The organism is Nonomuraea marmarensis (assembly GCF_043197025.1).
Classification (GTDB): Bacteria; Actinomycetota; Actinomycetes; order Streptosporangiales; family Streptosporangiaceae; genus Nonomuraea; species Nonomuraea marmarensis.
In genome coordinates this window covers 1-14,976 of sequence record NZ_JBICRM010000033.1, presented here as the reverse complement: position 1 = coordinate 14,976, position 14,976 = coordinate 1, and the positions used below count along the sequence as shown (strand labels likewise).

The 14,976-nt window shown below is 67.7% G+C and carries 16 protein-coding genes and 1 tRNA gene; 13 read left to right on the top strand and 4 right to left on the bottom strand.

Annotated elements, in window-relative coordinates; translation table 11 throughout:
• Positions 1 to 200: 200 nt before the first annotated feature.
• Positions 201 to 662, bottom strand: coding sequence for an Lrp/AsnC family transcriptional regulator (locus tag ACFLIM_RS38180; protein ID WP_393173413.1), 462 nt, complete (start codon positions 660 to 662; stop codon positions 201 to 203).
• 304 nt (positions 663 to 966) lie between these two features.
• Between ACFLIM_RS38180 and ACFLIM_RS38175 the strand changes: the two genes are divergently transcribed.
• From ACFLIM_RS38175 to ACFLIM_RS38160, 4 genes are all read left to right on the top strand, one after another.
• Positions 967 to 2,838, top strand: a complete 1,872-nt coding sequence (locus ACFLIM_RS38175; RefSeq protein ID WP_393173411.1) for an acyl-CoA dehydrogenase family protein — start codon at positions 967 to 969, stop codon at positions 2,836 to 2,838.
• Positions 2,839 to 3,046: 208 nt separating this feature from the next.
• A complete protein-coding gene (locus tag ACFLIM_RS38170; RefSeq protein WP_393173409.1) occupies positions 3,047 to 4,315 on the top strand; it encodes an extracellular solute-binding protein in 1,269 nt (422 codons plus the stop codon).
• Positions 4,316 to 4,441: 126 nt separating this feature from the next.
• Positions 4,442 to 5,326 carry a carbohydrate ABC transporter permease gene (locus ACFLIM_RS38165; protein WP_393173407.1) on the top strand — a complete coding sequence of 295 codons (885 nt, stop codon included), beginning with the start codon at positions 4,442 to 4,444 and terminating at the stop codon, positions 5,324 to 5,326.
• On the top strand, positions 5,326 to 6,210 hold the full coding sequence (locus tag ACFLIM_RS38160; RefSeq protein ID WP_393173405.1) for a carbohydrate ABC transporter permease: 885 nt from the start codon (positions 5,326 to 5,328) through the stop codon (positions 6,208 to 6,210). Before ACFLIM_RS38165 ends, ACFLIM_RS38160 begins: the two co-directional genes overlap by 1 nt.
• A 45-nt stretch (positions 6,211 to 6,255) precedes the next feature.
• Here ACFLIM_RS38160 and ACFLIM_RS38155 read toward each other — a convergent pair whose 3' ends face one another.
• On the bottom strand, positions 6,256 to 6,966 hold the full coding sequence (locus tag ACFLIM_RS38155; RefSeq protein WP_393173403.1) for a class I SAM-dependent methyltransferase: 711 nt from the start codon (positions 6,964 to 6,966) through the stop codon (positions 6,256 to 6,258).
• Positions 6,967 to 7,113: 147 nt separating this feature from the next.
• On the opposite strand from ACFLIM_RS38155, the gene ACFLIM_RS38150 reads away from it, so the two are divergent.
• Both ACFLIM_RS38150 and ACFLIM_RS38145 read left to right on the top strand, forming a co-directional pair.
• Positions 7,114 to 7,653 carry an RNA polymerase sigma factor gene (locus tag ACFLIM_RS38150; protein WP_393173401.1) on the top strand — a complete coding sequence of 180 codons (540 nt, stop codon included), beginning with the start codon at positions 7,114 to 7,116 and terminating at the stop codon, positions 7,651 to 7,653.
• Complete coding sequence (locus ACFLIM_RS38145; RefSeq protein WP_393173399.1) at positions 7,640 to 8,437, top strand: hypothetical protein; 798 nt, start codon at positions 7,640 to 7,642, stop codon at positions 8,435 to 8,437. The genes ACFLIM_RS38150 and ACFLIM_RS38145 overlap by 14 nt, the downstream gene beginning before the upstream one ends.
• On the opposite strand, the gene ACFLIM_RS38140 is transcribed toward ACFLIM_RS38145, so the two are convergent.
• The gene (locus tag ACFLIM_RS38140) at positions 8,426 to 9,448 is read right to left on the bottom strand and encodes an adenosine deaminase (RefSeq protein WP_393173397.1); all 1,023 of its coding nucleotides are present in this window, start codon (positions 9,446 to 9,448) and stop codon (positions 8,426 to 8,428) included. The two genes, ACFLIM_RS38145 and ACFLIM_RS38140, sit on opposite strands and share 12 nt — an antisense overlap.
• Before the next feature lie 63 nt (positions 9,449 to 9,511).
• Here ACFLIM_RS38140 and ACFLIM_RS38135 point away from each other — a divergent pair, with 63 nt between their 5' ends.
• On the top strand, positions 9,512 to 10,096 hold the full coding sequence (locus tag ACFLIM_RS38135) for a hypothetical protein (RefSeq protein WP_393173395.1): 585 nt from the start codon (positions 9,512 to 9,514) through the stop codon (positions 10,094 to 10,096).
• Between the two features lie 67 nt (positions 10,097 to 10,163).
• Positions 10,164 to 10,667 (top strand): hypothetical protein, encoded by a 504-nt coding sequence (locus tag ACFLIM_RS38130; RefSeq protein ID WP_393173393.1) that lies wholly within the window; start codon positions 10,164 to 10,166, stop codon positions 10,665 to 10,667.
• 4 nt (positions 10,668 to 10,671) lie between these two features.
• On the opposite strand, the gene ACFLIM_RS38125 is transcribed toward ACFLIM_RS38130, so the two are convergent.
• The gene (locus ACFLIM_RS38125; protein ID WP_393173391.1) at positions 10,672 to 11,880 is read right to left on the bottom strand and encodes a pyridoxal phosphate-dependent aminotransferase; all 1,209 of its coding nucleotides are present in this window, start codon (positions 11,878 to 11,880) and stop codon (positions 10,672 to 10,674) included.
• Positions 11,881 to 12,037: 157 nt separating this feature from the next.
• Between ACFLIM_RS38125 and ACFLIM_RS38120 the strand changes: the two genes are divergently transcribed.
• From ACFLIM_RS38120 to rplA, 5 genes are all read left to right on the top strand, one after another.
• A tRNA-Trp gene (locus ACFLIM_RS38120) sits at positions 12,038 to 12,110 on the top strand.
• A gap of 77 nt (positions 12,111 to 12,187) precedes the next feature.
• Positions 12,188 to 12,433, top strand: coding sequence for a preprotein translocase subunit SecE (gene secE / locus ACFLIM_RS38115; protein WP_393173389.1), 246 nt, complete (start codon positions 12,188 to 12,190; stop codon positions 12,431 to 12,433).
• A 67-nt stretch (positions 12,434 to 12,500) separates the two neighbouring features.
• Positions 12,501 to 13,265, top strand: coding sequence for a transcription termination/antitermination protein NusG (nusG, locus tag ACFLIM_RS38110; RefSeq protein ID WP_393173387.1), 765 nt, complete (start codon positions 12,501 to 12,503; stop codon positions 13,263 to 13,265).
• 118 nt (positions 13,266 to 13,383) lie between these two features.
• Positions 13,384 to 13,815 carry a 50S ribosomal protein L11 gene (gene rplK, locus ACFLIM_RS38105; RefSeq protein WP_195902716.1) on the top strand — a complete coding sequence of 144 codons (432 nt, stop codon included), beginning with the start codon at positions 13,384 to 13,386 and terminating at the stop codon, positions 13,813 to 13,815.
• Positions 13,816 to 13,908: 93 nt separating this feature from the next.
• Complete coding sequence (gene rplA, locus ACFLIM_RS38100) at positions 13,909 to 14,628, top strand: 50S ribosomal protein L1 (protein ID WP_393173385.1); 720 nt, start codon at positions 13,909 to 13,911, stop codon at positions 14,626 to 14,628.
• Positions 14,629 to 14,976 lie beyond the last annotated feature (348 nt).

Genomic DNA, 14,976 nt, shown 5'->3' with positions numbered 1-14,976 from the left:
GGGGCAGCTGGGGATAGCTCTTCTTCTTGCCTGAACGTGCTCGCATGAGGGGAAGCTCCTTTACGTGATTCACGACGCGGCTCGAAGGAAGGCCGGTCGGCAACACCGCGTCTGGATGGACGGGGACGGGGTTTCGCGAATCACAGGTAAAGGCGCATGTCCATGACGGTACGGGGGGCATTGCGACCCCCGCAACCGAATTAAGGCGTGGGCAGGCGGGTCGGGACCGCCTTCTGCACCTGCTGGTACACCACCGACGTGCGGAAGCCGACGATCTCCTTGCGCTTGCTCAGCCGGTCCAGCAGGAACGCGTGCAGGTGGTCCAGGTCCTGCACCGCCACGTGCAGCAGGAAGTCGTCCCCGCCCGCCAGCACGAACACGCTGAGCACCTCCGGCATCTCCGCGGCCGACGACTTGAACGCGTTGATCACCGCCCGGCTGAGCGGGCGTACCTGGACCGCGACCATGGCCTGCACACTGCGGTTGAGCGCGGCCGGGTCGATGTCCGCGTGGTAGCCGCGGATGACGCCGCGGCGGGTGAGCGCCCTGACCCGCTCCAGGCACGTGGAGGGCGCGACGCCGAGCTGCCGGGCGAGCTCCCTGTTGGACTGCCGCGCATCCGTTTGGAGCAACCGTACGATCGCCGAATCAAGTTCGTCCATGAGCGCATGCTCTCAGGTTGTGCCAGCCATATGTTTGGCGAGGGCGTCGACGGCCGAATAGATGGGCTAATTTCTGGCGCTGTGGCTGAACATGCGCATGGGCGCATGCGGTGCGGGACGGGGCACGGCGGTGCTGGGGTCGGGGATGCTGGCGGCGGCGTGGCCGGTTTCGCCGGGCTGGCGTGGCGTGGGGGTGATGAAGGTGAGCGCTCGCCGTTCGCACAAAATCCGGTTATAAACGGCGCATAGCGCCGTCAGGCGGGCAGTACTCCTAGCACAGGACGGCGCAACGTCTGGAGATGCTATGACCGAGCACGCCAAGTACGCGGAGTCCAGGGAGGTCGGCGAGCAGGCGCGCGAGAAGGAGTGGACGCGGCCGAGCTTCGCCAAGCAGCTGTTCCTGGGGGACTTCCGGCTGGATCTGGTGCATCCGGCGCCCACGCTGTCCGACGAGGCGACCAAGCGGGGGGAGGAGTTCGTCCGGGCGGTGCGGCACTATCTGGACGCGCACGTCGATCCCGCGCTCATCGAGAAGAACGCGCAGGTGCCCGACGAGGTGGTGAAGGGGCTGGCGGGGCTCGGGGCGTTCGGGATCACGATCAGTGAGCAGTACGGCGGGCTCGGGCTGCCCTACCTGTACTACTGCCGCGCTCTCATGCTCGTCGGCTCGTACTGCCCGGCGCTGGCCACGCTGCTGTCGGCGCACCAGTCGATCGGGGTGCCGCAGCCGCTCAAGCTGTTCGGCACCGAGGAACAGAAGCGAGAATTCCTGCCAAGGTGCGCGGCGGGCGAAATTTCCGCCTTCCTGCTGACCGAGCCCGACGTCGGCTCCGACCCCGCGCGTCTGTCCACCACCGCCGTCCGCGACGGCGACGACTACGTGCTCGACGGCGTCAAGTTGTGGACCACGAACGGCGTCGTCGCCGACCTCCTGGTCGTCATGGCGAGGACGGGCAAGAAGATCAGCGCGTTCGTGGTCGAGGCCGACTCGCCTGGCATCACGGTCAAGCGGCGCAACGGGTTCATGGGGTTGCGCGGGATCGAGAACGGGGTCACCGAGTTCTCGCAGGTCAGGGTGCCTGCCAAGAATCTCATCGGGCGCGAGGGCGAGGGCCTGAAGATCGCGCTGACGACGTTGAACACCGGCCGCCTGTCGCTCCCGGCCACCTGCGCGGGCAACGCCAAGTGGGCCGTCAAGATCGCCCGCGAGTGGGGCAACGAACGCGTCCAGTGGGGGCGCAAAGTCGGCGAGCACGAGGCCGTGGCCACGAAGATCGCCTTCATCGCGGCCACCGCGTACGCACTCGAAGCCGTCTGCGAGCTCACCAGCCGCCTGGCCGACGACCAGCGCAACGACATCAGGATCGAGGCGGCGCTGGCCAAGCTCTACGCCTCGGAGCTGTCGTACCAGGCGCTGGACGAGCTGGTCCAGATCAGGGGCGGGCGCGGCTACGAGACCGCCGAGTCGCTCGTGGCCCGCGGCGAACGCGGCGTGCCCGCCGAGCAGATGTTGCGCGACTCCCGGATCAACCGCATCTTCGAGGGCTCCTCGGAGATCATGCGCCTGATGATCACCCGGGAGGCGGTGGACGCGCACCTGTCGGCCGCCGGCGAGCTGATCAACCCGGAGGCCTCCCGCCAGGAACGCACCCAGGCCCTGCGCCGGGCCAGCCGCTTCTACGCCAAGTGGCTGCCGACCCTGGTGGCCGGCACCGGCAACCTGCCCACCGCGTACGCCGACTTCGGCCCGCTGTCCGGGCACCTGCGCTTCGTGGAGCGGACCAGCAGGAAACTGGCCAGGTCCACCTTCTACGGCATGTCCCGCTGGCAGGGCAGGCTTGAGCACAAGCAGTCCTTCCTCGGCCGGATCGTGGACATCGGGGGCGAACTGTTCGCCATGACGGCCGCGTGCGTCAAAGCCGAGGAGGACTCCAGGGACCTGGGGCGCCGGCCGTACGAGCTGGCCGACACGTTCTGCCACCAGGCCAGACGGCGCGTGGACGCGCTGTTCGAGCGGCTCTGGGACAACAGCGACGCCCACGACGTGCGGCTGGCCGGCTACGTGCTCGAAGGCCGCTACGGCTTCGTCGAGGAGGGCATCCTCGACCCGTCCGTCGAAGGACCGTGGATCGGCTCACCTCAGGGAGGCGAAAGCGTCCGGCGTAAGATCCTCTGACGTCCGGTCTAGACCGGTTGTGAGCATTTTCCGGCCTGGATGTTGTCAAACCGAGACGAGCCGGTATAGACCGGCTCGTGAATCCGGGCTTACGCTGGCGCAAACGTGTTGAGCTGCGGCTCGCGCGCCCCAACCCCCTGGGCGGGGTCCGTTGGCTGGTACGGACCAGCGTCACCCGCCCGACGAGAAGGCGGTATCTCCAGTGAACATGAAGCTTGCAGGCGGCGCCGCTCTCGGCCTTGCCACGCTGCTGGTCCTGGCCGGCTGCGGTTCCGGCGGCTCGGGCGGCGGCGGTAGCGACACCCAGGCGTCCGGCGGCGGTCAGGTCACGCTGAAGATGGTCGCCGCCGACTACGGCGACGGCCCCGGCAAGCCGAACTCGGGCGAGACGTTCTGGAAGGGCGTCGTGGACGAGTTCCAGGCCGCCAACCCGAACATCAAGGTCGATGTCCAGGTCATCAACTGGAACGACATCGACAAGCAGGTCGCCACCATGGTCCAGAACGGCCAGGTGCCCGACATCCTGCAGACCGGCGACTACTCCGGTTTCGTCAAGGACCAGCTCCTGTACAAGGTGGACGAGGTCCTGTCCCCGAACGTCTCCGGCGACATGCTGCAGAAGTTCGCGGAGTTCGGCAAGGTGGACGGCACCGCGTACGGCATCCCGTTCGTCTCCTCCGCCCGCGCCCTGTTCTACAACAAGGACCTGTTCGAGAAGGCCGGCATCGCCGAGCCGCCGAAGACGTGGGACGAGCTCAAGGCCGACGCGGAGAAGCTGAAGAAGGCCGGCGTCACGCAGCCGTTCGGCCTGCCGCTGGGCCAGGAGGAGGCCCAGGGCGAGTCGTTCCTGTGGATGCTGGGCAACGGCGGCGGCTACAAGGACGCCTCCGGCAAGTGGGCGATCAACTCGCCGCAGAACGTCGAGACGTTCACGTACATGAAGGGCCTCGTGGACGCGGGCCTGACCACCCCGAACCCCGGCACCAAGGACCGCAAGACGGTCTGGGAGGACTTCGGCGCCGGCAAGGTCGGCATGGTCAACGGCGGCCCGATGTCCATCCCGATCTTCGACGCGGCCGGGCTGAAGAACTACGGCGTCGCGCCGATCCCCGGCAAGGCCGGCCCGCTCGACACCACGCTCGGCGTCATGGACTGGATCATGGCGTTCAACAAGAACGGCCACGCCGCCGAGATCAAGAAGTTCTTCGACTTCTTCTACACGGGCAACGCCGCGACGAAGATCTCCGACACCTACAAGCTGCTGCCCGTCACCAATGGCGGCATCCAGAAGTTGTCGAGCGACGAGAAGCTCAAGCCGTTCCTCGACGCGCTGCCGAACGCCAGCTTCTACCCGTTCCAGGACCCCAAGTGGGCCGAGGTGAACCCGGCGATCAAGCAGACCATCGGCGGGGCCGTCAAGGACGACCCGGCCAAGGTCCTCGGTGAGCTCCAAAAGACCGCCGAAGCGGCCGGCTAACCCGCGGGGGGCTTCGCCCCCCGCGTTCCCCCCAAAAAGGGCGTGGAAGAGGCGATTTATTTGACGCGGGGGGCTTTGCCCCCCGCGTCACGCGAGGGCGAGCCCTCGCGTGATGGAAGGTATTTCATGAGAAGGTTGCGCGCCCTAGAACCCCTCGCGTGGGTCGGGCCCGCCGTGGTGCTGATCGCGTTGGTCGTGCTCTGGCCCGTGATCGAGATGATCAGGTCGTCGTTCCTCAAGATCAGCCGGTTCGGTGTGGTTCAGGGGAGCAACGGGTTCGCCAACTACGACAAGCTGTTCGGTGAGAAGGACTTCGCCGACATCATGGTCCGCAGCGTGATCTGGGTGGTCGCGGTCGTCGCGTTCACCGTGCTGATCTCGCTGGCCCTCGCCCAGCTGTTCAATCAGCGTTTCCCGCTGCGCAAGCTGGCCCGCTGGGCGCTGATCGCGCCGTGGGCCGCGTCGGTGCTGATGACGGCGATCATCTTCAAGTGGATGCTCGACCCCGAGGTCGGCGTGATCAACCAGATCCGGCTGAAGCTGGGGTTGATCGACGCGATGGGCGGGGCCTCGGCCGACCAGCTCGGCGACGCTTCCACCGCCATGCCGTGGCTGGTGTTCGTGGCGGTCTTCGTGTCGGTGCCGTTCACCACGTACGCGCTGCTGGCCGGGCTGGCCACGATCCCGGCCGACGTCTATGAGGCGGCCACGATGGACGGAGCGGGGAGGTTCAGGACGTACTGGTCGATCACCCTGCCGCTGCTGCGGCCTGCGCTCACCGTGGCGGCCCTGATCAACGTTATGAACGTCTTCAACAGCTTCCCGATCATCTGGGCCATGACCCACGGCCAGCCGGGCTACTCGACGGCCACCTCGACGATCCTCATGTTCATCCTCAAGGGCTCGAACATCGGCGAATCGGCCGCCATGTCCGTCGTCAACTTCGGCATGGTGATCGTGCTGACCGTGATCTTCCTCAAGGTGTCGCGCTGGAACAAGGAGGTGGCGTGATGGCCGTCAACACCCTGCCGTCGCGGACCACCAGGCCGCATCCCCACGTCAGGCCCGCCGCGCCGCGCCGGATGCCCCGTCTCAAGACGGTGCTCGTCGCGGCCGCCGCGTACGTCATCGCGTTCATCTTCCTGTTCCCGTACGTGGTGATGCTGCTCACCTCGCTGCGCTCCCAGGACTCGCTGCGTGACGTGAGCTTCTGGCCCGATGAGTGGGTGTGGTCCAACCTCGCCAACTTCTGGACCAGCGGCCTGGCGGGGAACCTGATGGTGACGCTCAAGGTCGCCGGGGGCTCGACGGTGCTGGTGCTGCTGGTGGCGCTGCCGGCGGCCTACTACTCCGCCAGGCACAACTTCAGGGGGCGCACCGCGTTCCTGATCCTGGTGCTGATCACCCAGATGTTCCAGCCCACGGCCATGCTGGTCGGCATCTACCGGGAGTTCTACCAGTTCGGGCTGGTGGACTCGATCTGGTCGCTGATCCTGGTCAACGGGGGGTTCAACCTGGCGTTCGCGGTGTGGATCCTGAACGCGTACTTCGCCTCGATCCCGCGCGAGCTGGAGGAGGCCGCGTTCATCGACGGGAACGGGCGTTTCGGGGCGCTGTTCCGCATCACGCTGCCGCTGGCCATGCCAGGGGTGATCACCGCATTGATCTTCACGTTCATCGCCGCGTGGAACGAGTTCGTGGTCGCGCTGACCCTGACCACGACGCCGGAGAACCAGCCGCTGACCGTGGCTCTGAACTCCTTCATCGGGCAGTACCAGGTGGACTGGCAGAACCTGTTCGCCGGCTCGGTGATCGCCACCATCCCGGTGATCATCCTGTTCGCCCTGATCGAGCGAAAGGTGGTCGGTGGCTTGACCGCCGGCTCGATCAAATAGTCCATCCCGGACACTCGGCCGCCACCCTGGGTGGCGGCCGAGCTATTACTTCGGTACGCGGGCCACGCAGAACACCGTCTGGCCGAACGGCGGGCGGATGAAACGCTCGATGAAGCGGGTCGTCGGGACCACCGTGCGGTCGTAGATCTTGACCAGGCGCGGGTCCGGGTAGCCGACGCCGCCCCGGCGCACGGCCGCCCACCAGGCGATGCCGCCCAGGAAATTGATCGGCTTGAGCACGTCGACGTCGAGCCCGGCCTTGGCGACCGTCCTGCCCAGGGTCTTGGGCGTGTAGCGCTGGACGTGGCCCACCTTGCGGTCGAAGTCTCCATAGAGCTGCATGTAGCCGGGCACCCAGATGATGATCCGCCCGCCCGGCTGCGTGACGCGGGCCAGCGAGCGCAGGGCTTCGGCGTCCTCCTCGATGTGCTCGAGGACGTTCATCATGACGACGGTGTCGACCTTGTTCTCGAGCGGGATGTCGGTGGGCAGCCCGAACTGCAGGACGCTGATGTCGTCGCGGTCCGCGAACCGCTTCCCCAGCTGCTCGACGCAGTAGGGGTCGAAGTCGCTCACGACCAGCCTGTCGAGGCGGGGCAGGAACTGCTCGGCGAAGTGGCCGAGCCCCGAGCCGATCTCCAGCATCGAACGGCCGACATGCGGGGCGACCATGTCGAACTCGTACTGCCGATAGTTCTTGGCCTCGTCCCCACCTAGGTGGTTCTCCAGGGCCTCGTCACCGGCCGCGGGTTGCACTACACGGTCGTACCCAGACATAGTCCTGTTCTTTCTTAGGGACTCACGGATTGCCCGAGTCTAATGCCCAAGTCGGGGCTCAGGATCACAGGATGTGCGAAACACCCTTCCCTGCGTGGCCTCCGATGCGGTGGAATCTGAGTCGCCATGGACGACGACGAGGCGATCGCGCGCTCGCTCGACGGTGACCTTGCGGCCTACGAGGCGCTGGTCGCCCGCTACAGCGCGCTCGCCCACCGCACCGCCGCCATGCTGGGCGCGGGCGACGAGGCCGAGGACGTGGTGCAGGAGGCGTTCGTCAAGGCGTTCCGGCATCTGGCGTCCTTTCGCAAGGAGTCGCCGTTCCGTCCGTGGCTGCTGCGCATCGTGGCCAACGAGACCCACAACCTGACCCGGTCGCGCGGGCGCAGGTCCGACCTGACGGTACGGCTCGGAGCCACGGCCGATCTCACGGCGCCCGACGATCCCGAGGGCGCGGCCGTGGCCACCGACCGGCGGGCGCGACTGCTGGCCGCGGTACGCGGGTTGCCCGAGCGGGAACGCCAGGCCGTGGTCTGCCGGTACTTCTTACAACTGACGGAAGCGGAAACGGCACAGGTGCTCGACTGGCCCGTCGGCACCGTCAAGTCCAGCACCCATCGCGGGCTGGCCCGGCTGAGGGAGGAGGTGGGCAATGAACTCGCCTGAGCCTTTCGACGACCTCGAGGCCGAACTCGTGGCACTCGGCGACCTCCTCGACGTCCCCAGCCCGCCTCCGGCCGACGTGGCCGCCGCCGTCCGCGCCCGCCTCGAACCCACGTCCGCCCCCGACGCCGAGCTGGGTGGCGGGCCCGATCCGGCGCATGGCCCCTTCACCGCGCCCGTCAGGCCGCACCCTCGGGCGCCGGGTCGGCGCGCGAGGTGGAAGATCGTGACGGCCGTGGTCATCGCCGTCATCGCGATCACGGCAGCCACACCCCAGGGCCGCGCAGCCGTGGTGCAGATCCTGCGTTTCGCCGGCATCGAGATCCAGATCGGCGACACCCCGCCCAAGGCGATCACCACCACCGCTCCCATGCCCGGCGAGCGGACCGTCCCGCCATCCGATGTCACCGGTTCGGTGAAGTTCCAGGTCAAGACCCTATCCAGGCTCGGCAGTCCCCGAAGCGTCACGGTCGCCGACAACGGCCGCGTGGTGTCGATGTTCTGGCCGGGCGGCATCAGGCTCGACCAGTTCGACGGCGGCCTGGACCCGGTCTTCTTCAAGAAACTCGGCCCGCCCTGGCCCGACTACGTCAAGGTCGGCGCGTACAACGCCTGGTGGCTCCCCGGTGAGCACCCCCTCGGCTACATCCGACGCCAGGACGGCACCGAAGTCCCCCTGCGCCAGGCGGGACCCACCCTCATCTGGCAGCAGGACACGATGAGCTACCGCCTGGAAGGCGTGAAGACCAGGGAAGAGGCCATCCGCATCGCCACGTCACTCCAATGAGCCCGTGAGCCAGTCATCCACGCCCTTGAGCAGCTCCTTGCGTACCGACTCTGGCGCCGTCGAAGACCGTACGGACTGCCGCGCCAGCTCGGCCACCTCCGCGTCGCTGAAGCCGTAGACGTCGCGAGCCAGCTCGTACTGGCGCAACAGCCGCGTGCCGAACAGCAACGGGTCATCGGCCCCCAGAGCGATCGGCACCCCCGCGTCGAACAACCGCCGCAGCGGCACGTCGGCGGCCCGCTCGGCCACCCCCAGACCCACGTTCGAGGTCGGGCAGATCTCGCAGCAGATCTGCCGGTCGGCCAGGCGTTTCATCAGCCATTCGTCCTCCGCCGCCCGCACCCCGTGCCCCACCCGGTCCGCGCCCAGGTCGTCCACGCACTGCGCCACGCTGCGCGGCCCCATCAGCTCGCCCCCGTGCGGCACGGCCAGTAGCCCACCGCGCTTGGCGATCCTGAATGCCCGCTCGAAATCCCGCGCCTGTCCCCGCCGCTCGTCGTTGGACAGCCCGAACCCCACCACGCCTTTGCCGGCGTAGTGCGTGGCGAGCCTGGCCAGCGTGTTGGCGTCGAGCGGGTGCCGGGTCCTGTTGGCCGCCACGATCACCGCGATCCCGATCCCCGCGTGCCCGGCCGCCTGACGCACCGCGTCCAGCATCAGCTCCAGCGTGGCCGTCAGCCCGCCGAACCGCTGCGCGTACCCCGAAGGGTCCACCTGGATCTCCAGCCACCGTGACCCGGCCGCCACCTCGTCCTCGGCTGTCTCACGCATCAGCCGGTAGACGTGCTCGGGCCGGGTCAGCACGGACCTGGCGATGTCGTACAGCCGCTGGAACCTGAACCACCCGCGCTCGTCCGTGGCCCGCAACTTCGGCGGCCAGTCCTGCTCCAGGGCGTCGGGCAGGTGCAGCCCCTGGTCCCTGGCCAGCTCGATCAGCGTCGAGTGCCGCATCGAGCCGGTGAAGTGCAGGTGGAGATGGGCCTTGGGAAGCAGGTGAAGGGGCCGTGACATCTGCATATCTTGCCACTCAACCTCAGACGGTACGGATGAGGTCTGGCTGGGGATCAAGAATGCATGATCCCCGAGGGGTGCGGCATCGGGCAGGGATGGCGCGCGACGCTCGCCGCCCTGGCGCTGGCGGTGACGGCCCTCATCATCTACGCGATCTTCTCCTCGGGCTTCGGGCGTCCCCAGCGTGCCGGCGTCGTGACGCCCCAGCCCGTGCCTGTTTCGACCGGCCGTCCCGCCGCGGCCGCCCGTGTGCCGGAGGCCTCTCTCGCGGTGGTCTCCGACAACTTCTGGTTCACCTACCTGCCCGCCGGGCTCGAACGCGACGGCGGGGGAGCGATCAAGCCGGAACCTGGCGTCGACGGCGGCCGGGCCAGGTTCGGATCGGCTGACAGGTTCGTCGAAGCGCAGGTCGAGCACGGCACCGTGGCCGCCGACTGGGCGAGCTACCGCAAGCGGGTCGCCGTACGGGATGCCCGGGCCACCACCGTACGAGGCAGGCCCGCGGTGGTCGGCGGGCATCCGAGCGGCGGCCGGATGATCGTCTGGCTGGAACGCGTGGGCACGGGCGCGTGGATCCGCGTCAGTGACTCGCTCAGCAGGGAACTTGTCGCTATCGCCGCTTCGGTCAAGGCTCCTGTAGGAGACTAGCCGCCTCCGTCCAGGCTGCTGTAGTCCTGTAGGACACCTGGACATCAACTCACGTCATGGGGGGTCGATGCGGCGTCTGGCAGCGGTGCTCCTCATATTCACGCTCACAGCGTGCGGCGGCGGTGACGATGTGCCGCAACCCCAGGCCACGTCCCCGCCGCCCAAACCGGTCACGACGCGCAAATCCGGCTCGCTGGCCTGCGGCGCCACCAGAGTGCAGTTCTCCGCCAAGCCCGCGGGACTGACCCGGGCGGGATCGTTCGCCCGCCTGGCGTCGCTCAACCGGCCGCTTGAGGTCAGGGGCGTGATCTGGCGGGAGAACGACGAGCAGGTGTACGTCGGGGTGGTGTGCGGAGTGCGCACGGCCGAGCAGTTCGCCACGCTGGTCGCCGGGTCGACGCTGACGGCGTACAAAGGCAGGCCGGCCTTGCGCTGGATCACGCGTACGGGGCTGCGGAACTTCATGTGGCTGGAGCGGCCGGGCACCGCGGTCTACATCGGCGCGACACCCGGCCTGGCCACCCAGATCAAGCAGATCGCCGCCGGAGTCACGCAGACCCCGGCGCACTGAGGTCTCAGCGGGCCTCGGACAAGAGCTTGCCCAGGCGGCTGACGCCCTCCACCAGGTCGTCGTCGCCCAGCGCGTAGGACAGGCGGAAGTAGCCCGGCGTGCCGAACGCCTCCCCCGGCACGACCGCGACCTCGGCCTCCTCCAGGATCAGCTCCGCCAGCTCACCGGACGACTGGAGCCGCCTGCCGCGCAGTTCCTTGCCGATCAGCTCCTTGACCGACGGGTACGCGTAGAACGCTCCCTTCGGCTCAGGGCAGAACACGCCCGGGATCTCGTTGAGCATCCGCACCATCGTCTGGCGGCGCCGGTCGAACGCCGTGCGCATCTCCGCCACCGCAGACAGGTCGCCGGAGACCGCGGCCAGCGCGGCGATCTGGGCCACGTTGGAGACGTTGGAGGTGGCGTGCGACTGCAGGTTGGTCGCGGCCTTGACCACGTCGGCGGGGCCGATCAGCCAGCCCACGCGCCAGCCGGTCATCGCGTACGTCTTGGCCACCCCGTTGAGGATCACGACCCGGTCGCCCAGCTCCGGGACGGCCGTGGCGATGCTGGTGAACTCGGCGCCGCCGTACACGAGATGCTCATAGATCTCGTCGGTGACGACCCACAGGCCGTGCTCGGCCGCCCAGCGGCCGATCGCCACCGTCTCCTCGCGCGAGTGGACCGCGCCGGTCGGGTTGGACGGCGAGACGAACAGCAGCACCTTCGTACGCTCGGTGCGCGCGGCCTCGAACTGCTCGACGCTCGGCAGGTAGCCGGTGGACTCATCGGTCACGACGTCGACCTGAACGCCCCCGGCCAGCTTGATCGCCTCGGGGTAGGTCGTCCAGTAGGGGGCGACGACCAGGACCTCGTCGCCGGGGTCGAGCAGCGTCGCGAACGCCTCGTACACGGCCTGCTTGCCACCGTTGGTGATCAGCACCTGCGCCGGCTCGGCGGCGTAGCCGGAGTCGCGCCGCGTCTTGGCGGCGACCGCCTGCCTGAGCTCGGGGAGGCCGGCCGCGGGGGTGTACTTGTGGAAGCGGGGCTGGCGTGCCGCCTCGATCGCCGCCTCGACGATGTAGCCGGGCGTCGGGAAGTCGGGCTCGCCCGCGCCGAAGCCGATGACCGGGCGTCCTGCGGCCTTCATCGCCTTCGCCTTGGCGTCCACGGCGAGCGTGGCGGACTCGGAAATCGCGGAGATTCTTGCGGAGATGCGGGATCGGCTGGACATGCGTCCATGCTCCCACGCGGTTGTGACCTGGGCGATCAGTATTCGGTTCGACGTACCTGGCATTCCCCCGTATGCTTTCGCCTGGTCCTGCCGCCGCATGTCGGCGAGCGGTTCGGTCCAGACAGTGACTCGACCAGGGTAGTGTGGTTGACGACATAGGGCACTGGCGCAATTGGTAGCGCACCGGTCTCCAAAACCGGCGGTTGGGGGTTCGAGTCCCTCGTGCCCTGCGAGTGCGGTCCGCGCAATAATGGCGTGTAAGCGCGCCGCAAGACTGCGTTGGATACGACAGATTCAGGTGAGGACTGTGGCGATCGACACGCGCGGCGAGACCGCAGGCAAGCCGAGTGGCGAGAAGAAGACACGCACTTCACCTGCCCTTTTCTATCGGCAGGTCGTCAACGAGCTTCACAAGGTCATCTGGCCGACACGCAAGGATCTCATCACCTATACGACGGTCGTTCTGATATTCGTTCTGATCATGGTTGCGATCGTGTACGGGCTCGACGCTGCGCTGGGATGGGCGGTCCTCCGCGTCTTCGGCGGATCCTGACCCAGACGCCGCCGGTGTCGCCCTGACGGAGTCGCCAATCGATACGAGCGAAAGAGGAAGAGTCACCGTGTCCGAGGAATCAGTTCCGGCGGAGGGGTCCCGCGACGAGTGGGGCGACGAGCTGGAAGAGGCCACTGAGGAGGCCGCCGAGGCGGCCATCGAAGAGGCCGAGACCGCGGCGAGCGACGAGGCGGCCGAGGTCGAGGCTCCTGCCGTCGAGGACGGTGCGGTTCTTCCCGACGTCGACCCCGTCGAGGAGTTCAAGAGCTCGCTGCGCGGCCAGCCCGGCGAGTGGTACGTGATCCACTCCTACGCCGGTTACGAGAACCGGGTGAAGTCCAACATCGAGAGCCGCAACGTGTCGCTCAACATGGAGGACTACATCTTCCAGGTCGAGGTGCCCACGCACACCGTCCAGGAGTTCAAGAGCGGCAAGAAGGTGCCGGTCAAGGAGCGGGTGCTGCCCGGCTACGTGCTGGTGCGCATGGAGCTGACCGACGAGTCCTGGGCCGCCGTGCGCAACACGCCCGGCGTGACCGGCTTCGTGGGCCTGTCCAACAAGCCGAGCGCGCTCAGCCTCGACGAGGTCGCCAAGTTGCTGGCGCCCGAGCCGTCCGAGGAGAGCAAGAAGGCCGCGGCCAAGACGACCGCGGGCCCGACGGTCGAGTTCGAGATCGGCGAGTCGGTCACGGTCATGGACGGCCCGTTCGCCACGCTGCCGGCCTCGGTGAGCGAGATCAGCCCCGAGTCGCAGAAGCTCAAGGTGCTCGTCTCGATCTTCGGCCGCGAGACTCCGGTCGAGCTCTCGTTCAACCAGGTCTCGAAGATCTAAGACGATCACATACACTTAGACGTTCGGTCGGCCGCCTTGTCGCGAGGGCGGCCTCCGACATGTCCGGGCCGCATCCGCGGCTCTGACGGCATCGCAATCAGGACCCGGAGAAGGACAAATGCCTCCGAAGAAGAAAATTGCCGCGCTGGTCAAGGTGCAGCTCCCTGCTGGCCAGGCCACCCCGGCGCCGCCGGTGGGTACCGCGCTCGGTCCCCACGGCGTCAACATCATGGACTTCGTCAAGCAGTACAACGCTGCGACGGAGGCCCAGCGGGGCAACATCATCCCCGTTGAGATCACCATTTTCGAAGACCGCAGCTTCACCTTCATCACGAAGACGCCTCCGGCGCCCGAGCTGATCAAGAAGGCCCTGGGTCTCGACAAGGGCAGCGCGGTCCCGCACCGCGACAAGGTCGGCAAGCTCAGCCGCGAGCAGCTGCGCAGCATCGCCGAGACGAAGATGCCCGACCTCAACGCCAACGACGTCGAAGCGGCCGAGAAGATCATCGCCGGCACCGCCCGGTCGATGGGCATCACCGTCGCCGAGTAACACCCGTACCGATCCGTGGGTGGGCTTTCTTCGACGAAGGCCCGCACCGTGGGAGGGCCCTGGGGCCCGCATGACCACTCAGGAGTAAAGACAATGCAGCGCAGCAAAGCGCACAAGGACGCGACCGCCAAGGTCGACCGCGACAAGCTCTACTCGCCCGCCGACGCCGCGAAGCTGGCCAAGGAGACGTCGACCACCAAGTTCGACGCCACCGTCGAGGTCGCGCTGCGGCTGGGCGTCGACCCTCGCAAGGCCGACCAGATCGTGCGCGGCACGGTCAACCTCCCGCACGGCACCGGCAAGACCGCCCGGGTCCTGGTCTTCGCGACCGGTGACCGTGCCGAGGCAGCCCGCGAGGCGGGCGCCGACATCGTCGGCGCAGACGAGCTGATCGACGAGATCGCCAAGGGCAACCGGCTCAGCGAGTTCGACGCCGTGGTGGCCACACCGGACATGATGGGCAAGGTCGGGCGTCTGGGCCGGGTGCTCGGTCCGCGCGGTCTCATGCCCAACCCGAAGACCGGCACCGTGACGCCCGACGTCGCCAAGGCCGTGACGGAGATCAAGGGCGGCAAGATCGAGTTCCGCACCGACCGCCAGGCCAACCTGCACTTCATCATCGGCAAGACGTCGTTCGACGAGCGCAAGCTCATCGAAAACTACGCCGCCGCCCTGGACGAGGTGCTGCGGCTCAAGCCGTCGGCGGCCAAGGGCCGCTACCTGAAGAAGGTCACCTTCTCCACGACGATGGGCCCGGGCGTCCCGGTCGACCCCAACATCACCCGCGGCCTCACCTCAGAGGTCGAGGGGTAGTAGCTGTTTTGTGAGAGCCTCGCCCGATCTCTCGGGCGGGGCTCTTTTTCTTTTGGTACGGCAAGCCGTGGCGACCGCCACCCGCCGTACGTGGCCGACGGCCTCCAGGAAAACGGCCTCTGACCGGTGCGGGGCCGGGCGCCGCTACGTGCGCCCCATTGAACGGCCATGCGTGTGGACAGGTTGTGCAGGAAATGTGTGGGCAGTGTGGGGGATAACCCCAAGGCCGGGTAGTTAAGGTTCGGGCCTGGCCGTCAAGGTTTGTTGGTGTGTGGGTGCTGGGCCGGTGCTGTTGATCGTGATGTTGGTGATCGGTGTGCTGGTCCGGGGGCGGTGGGGGTCGGCTTT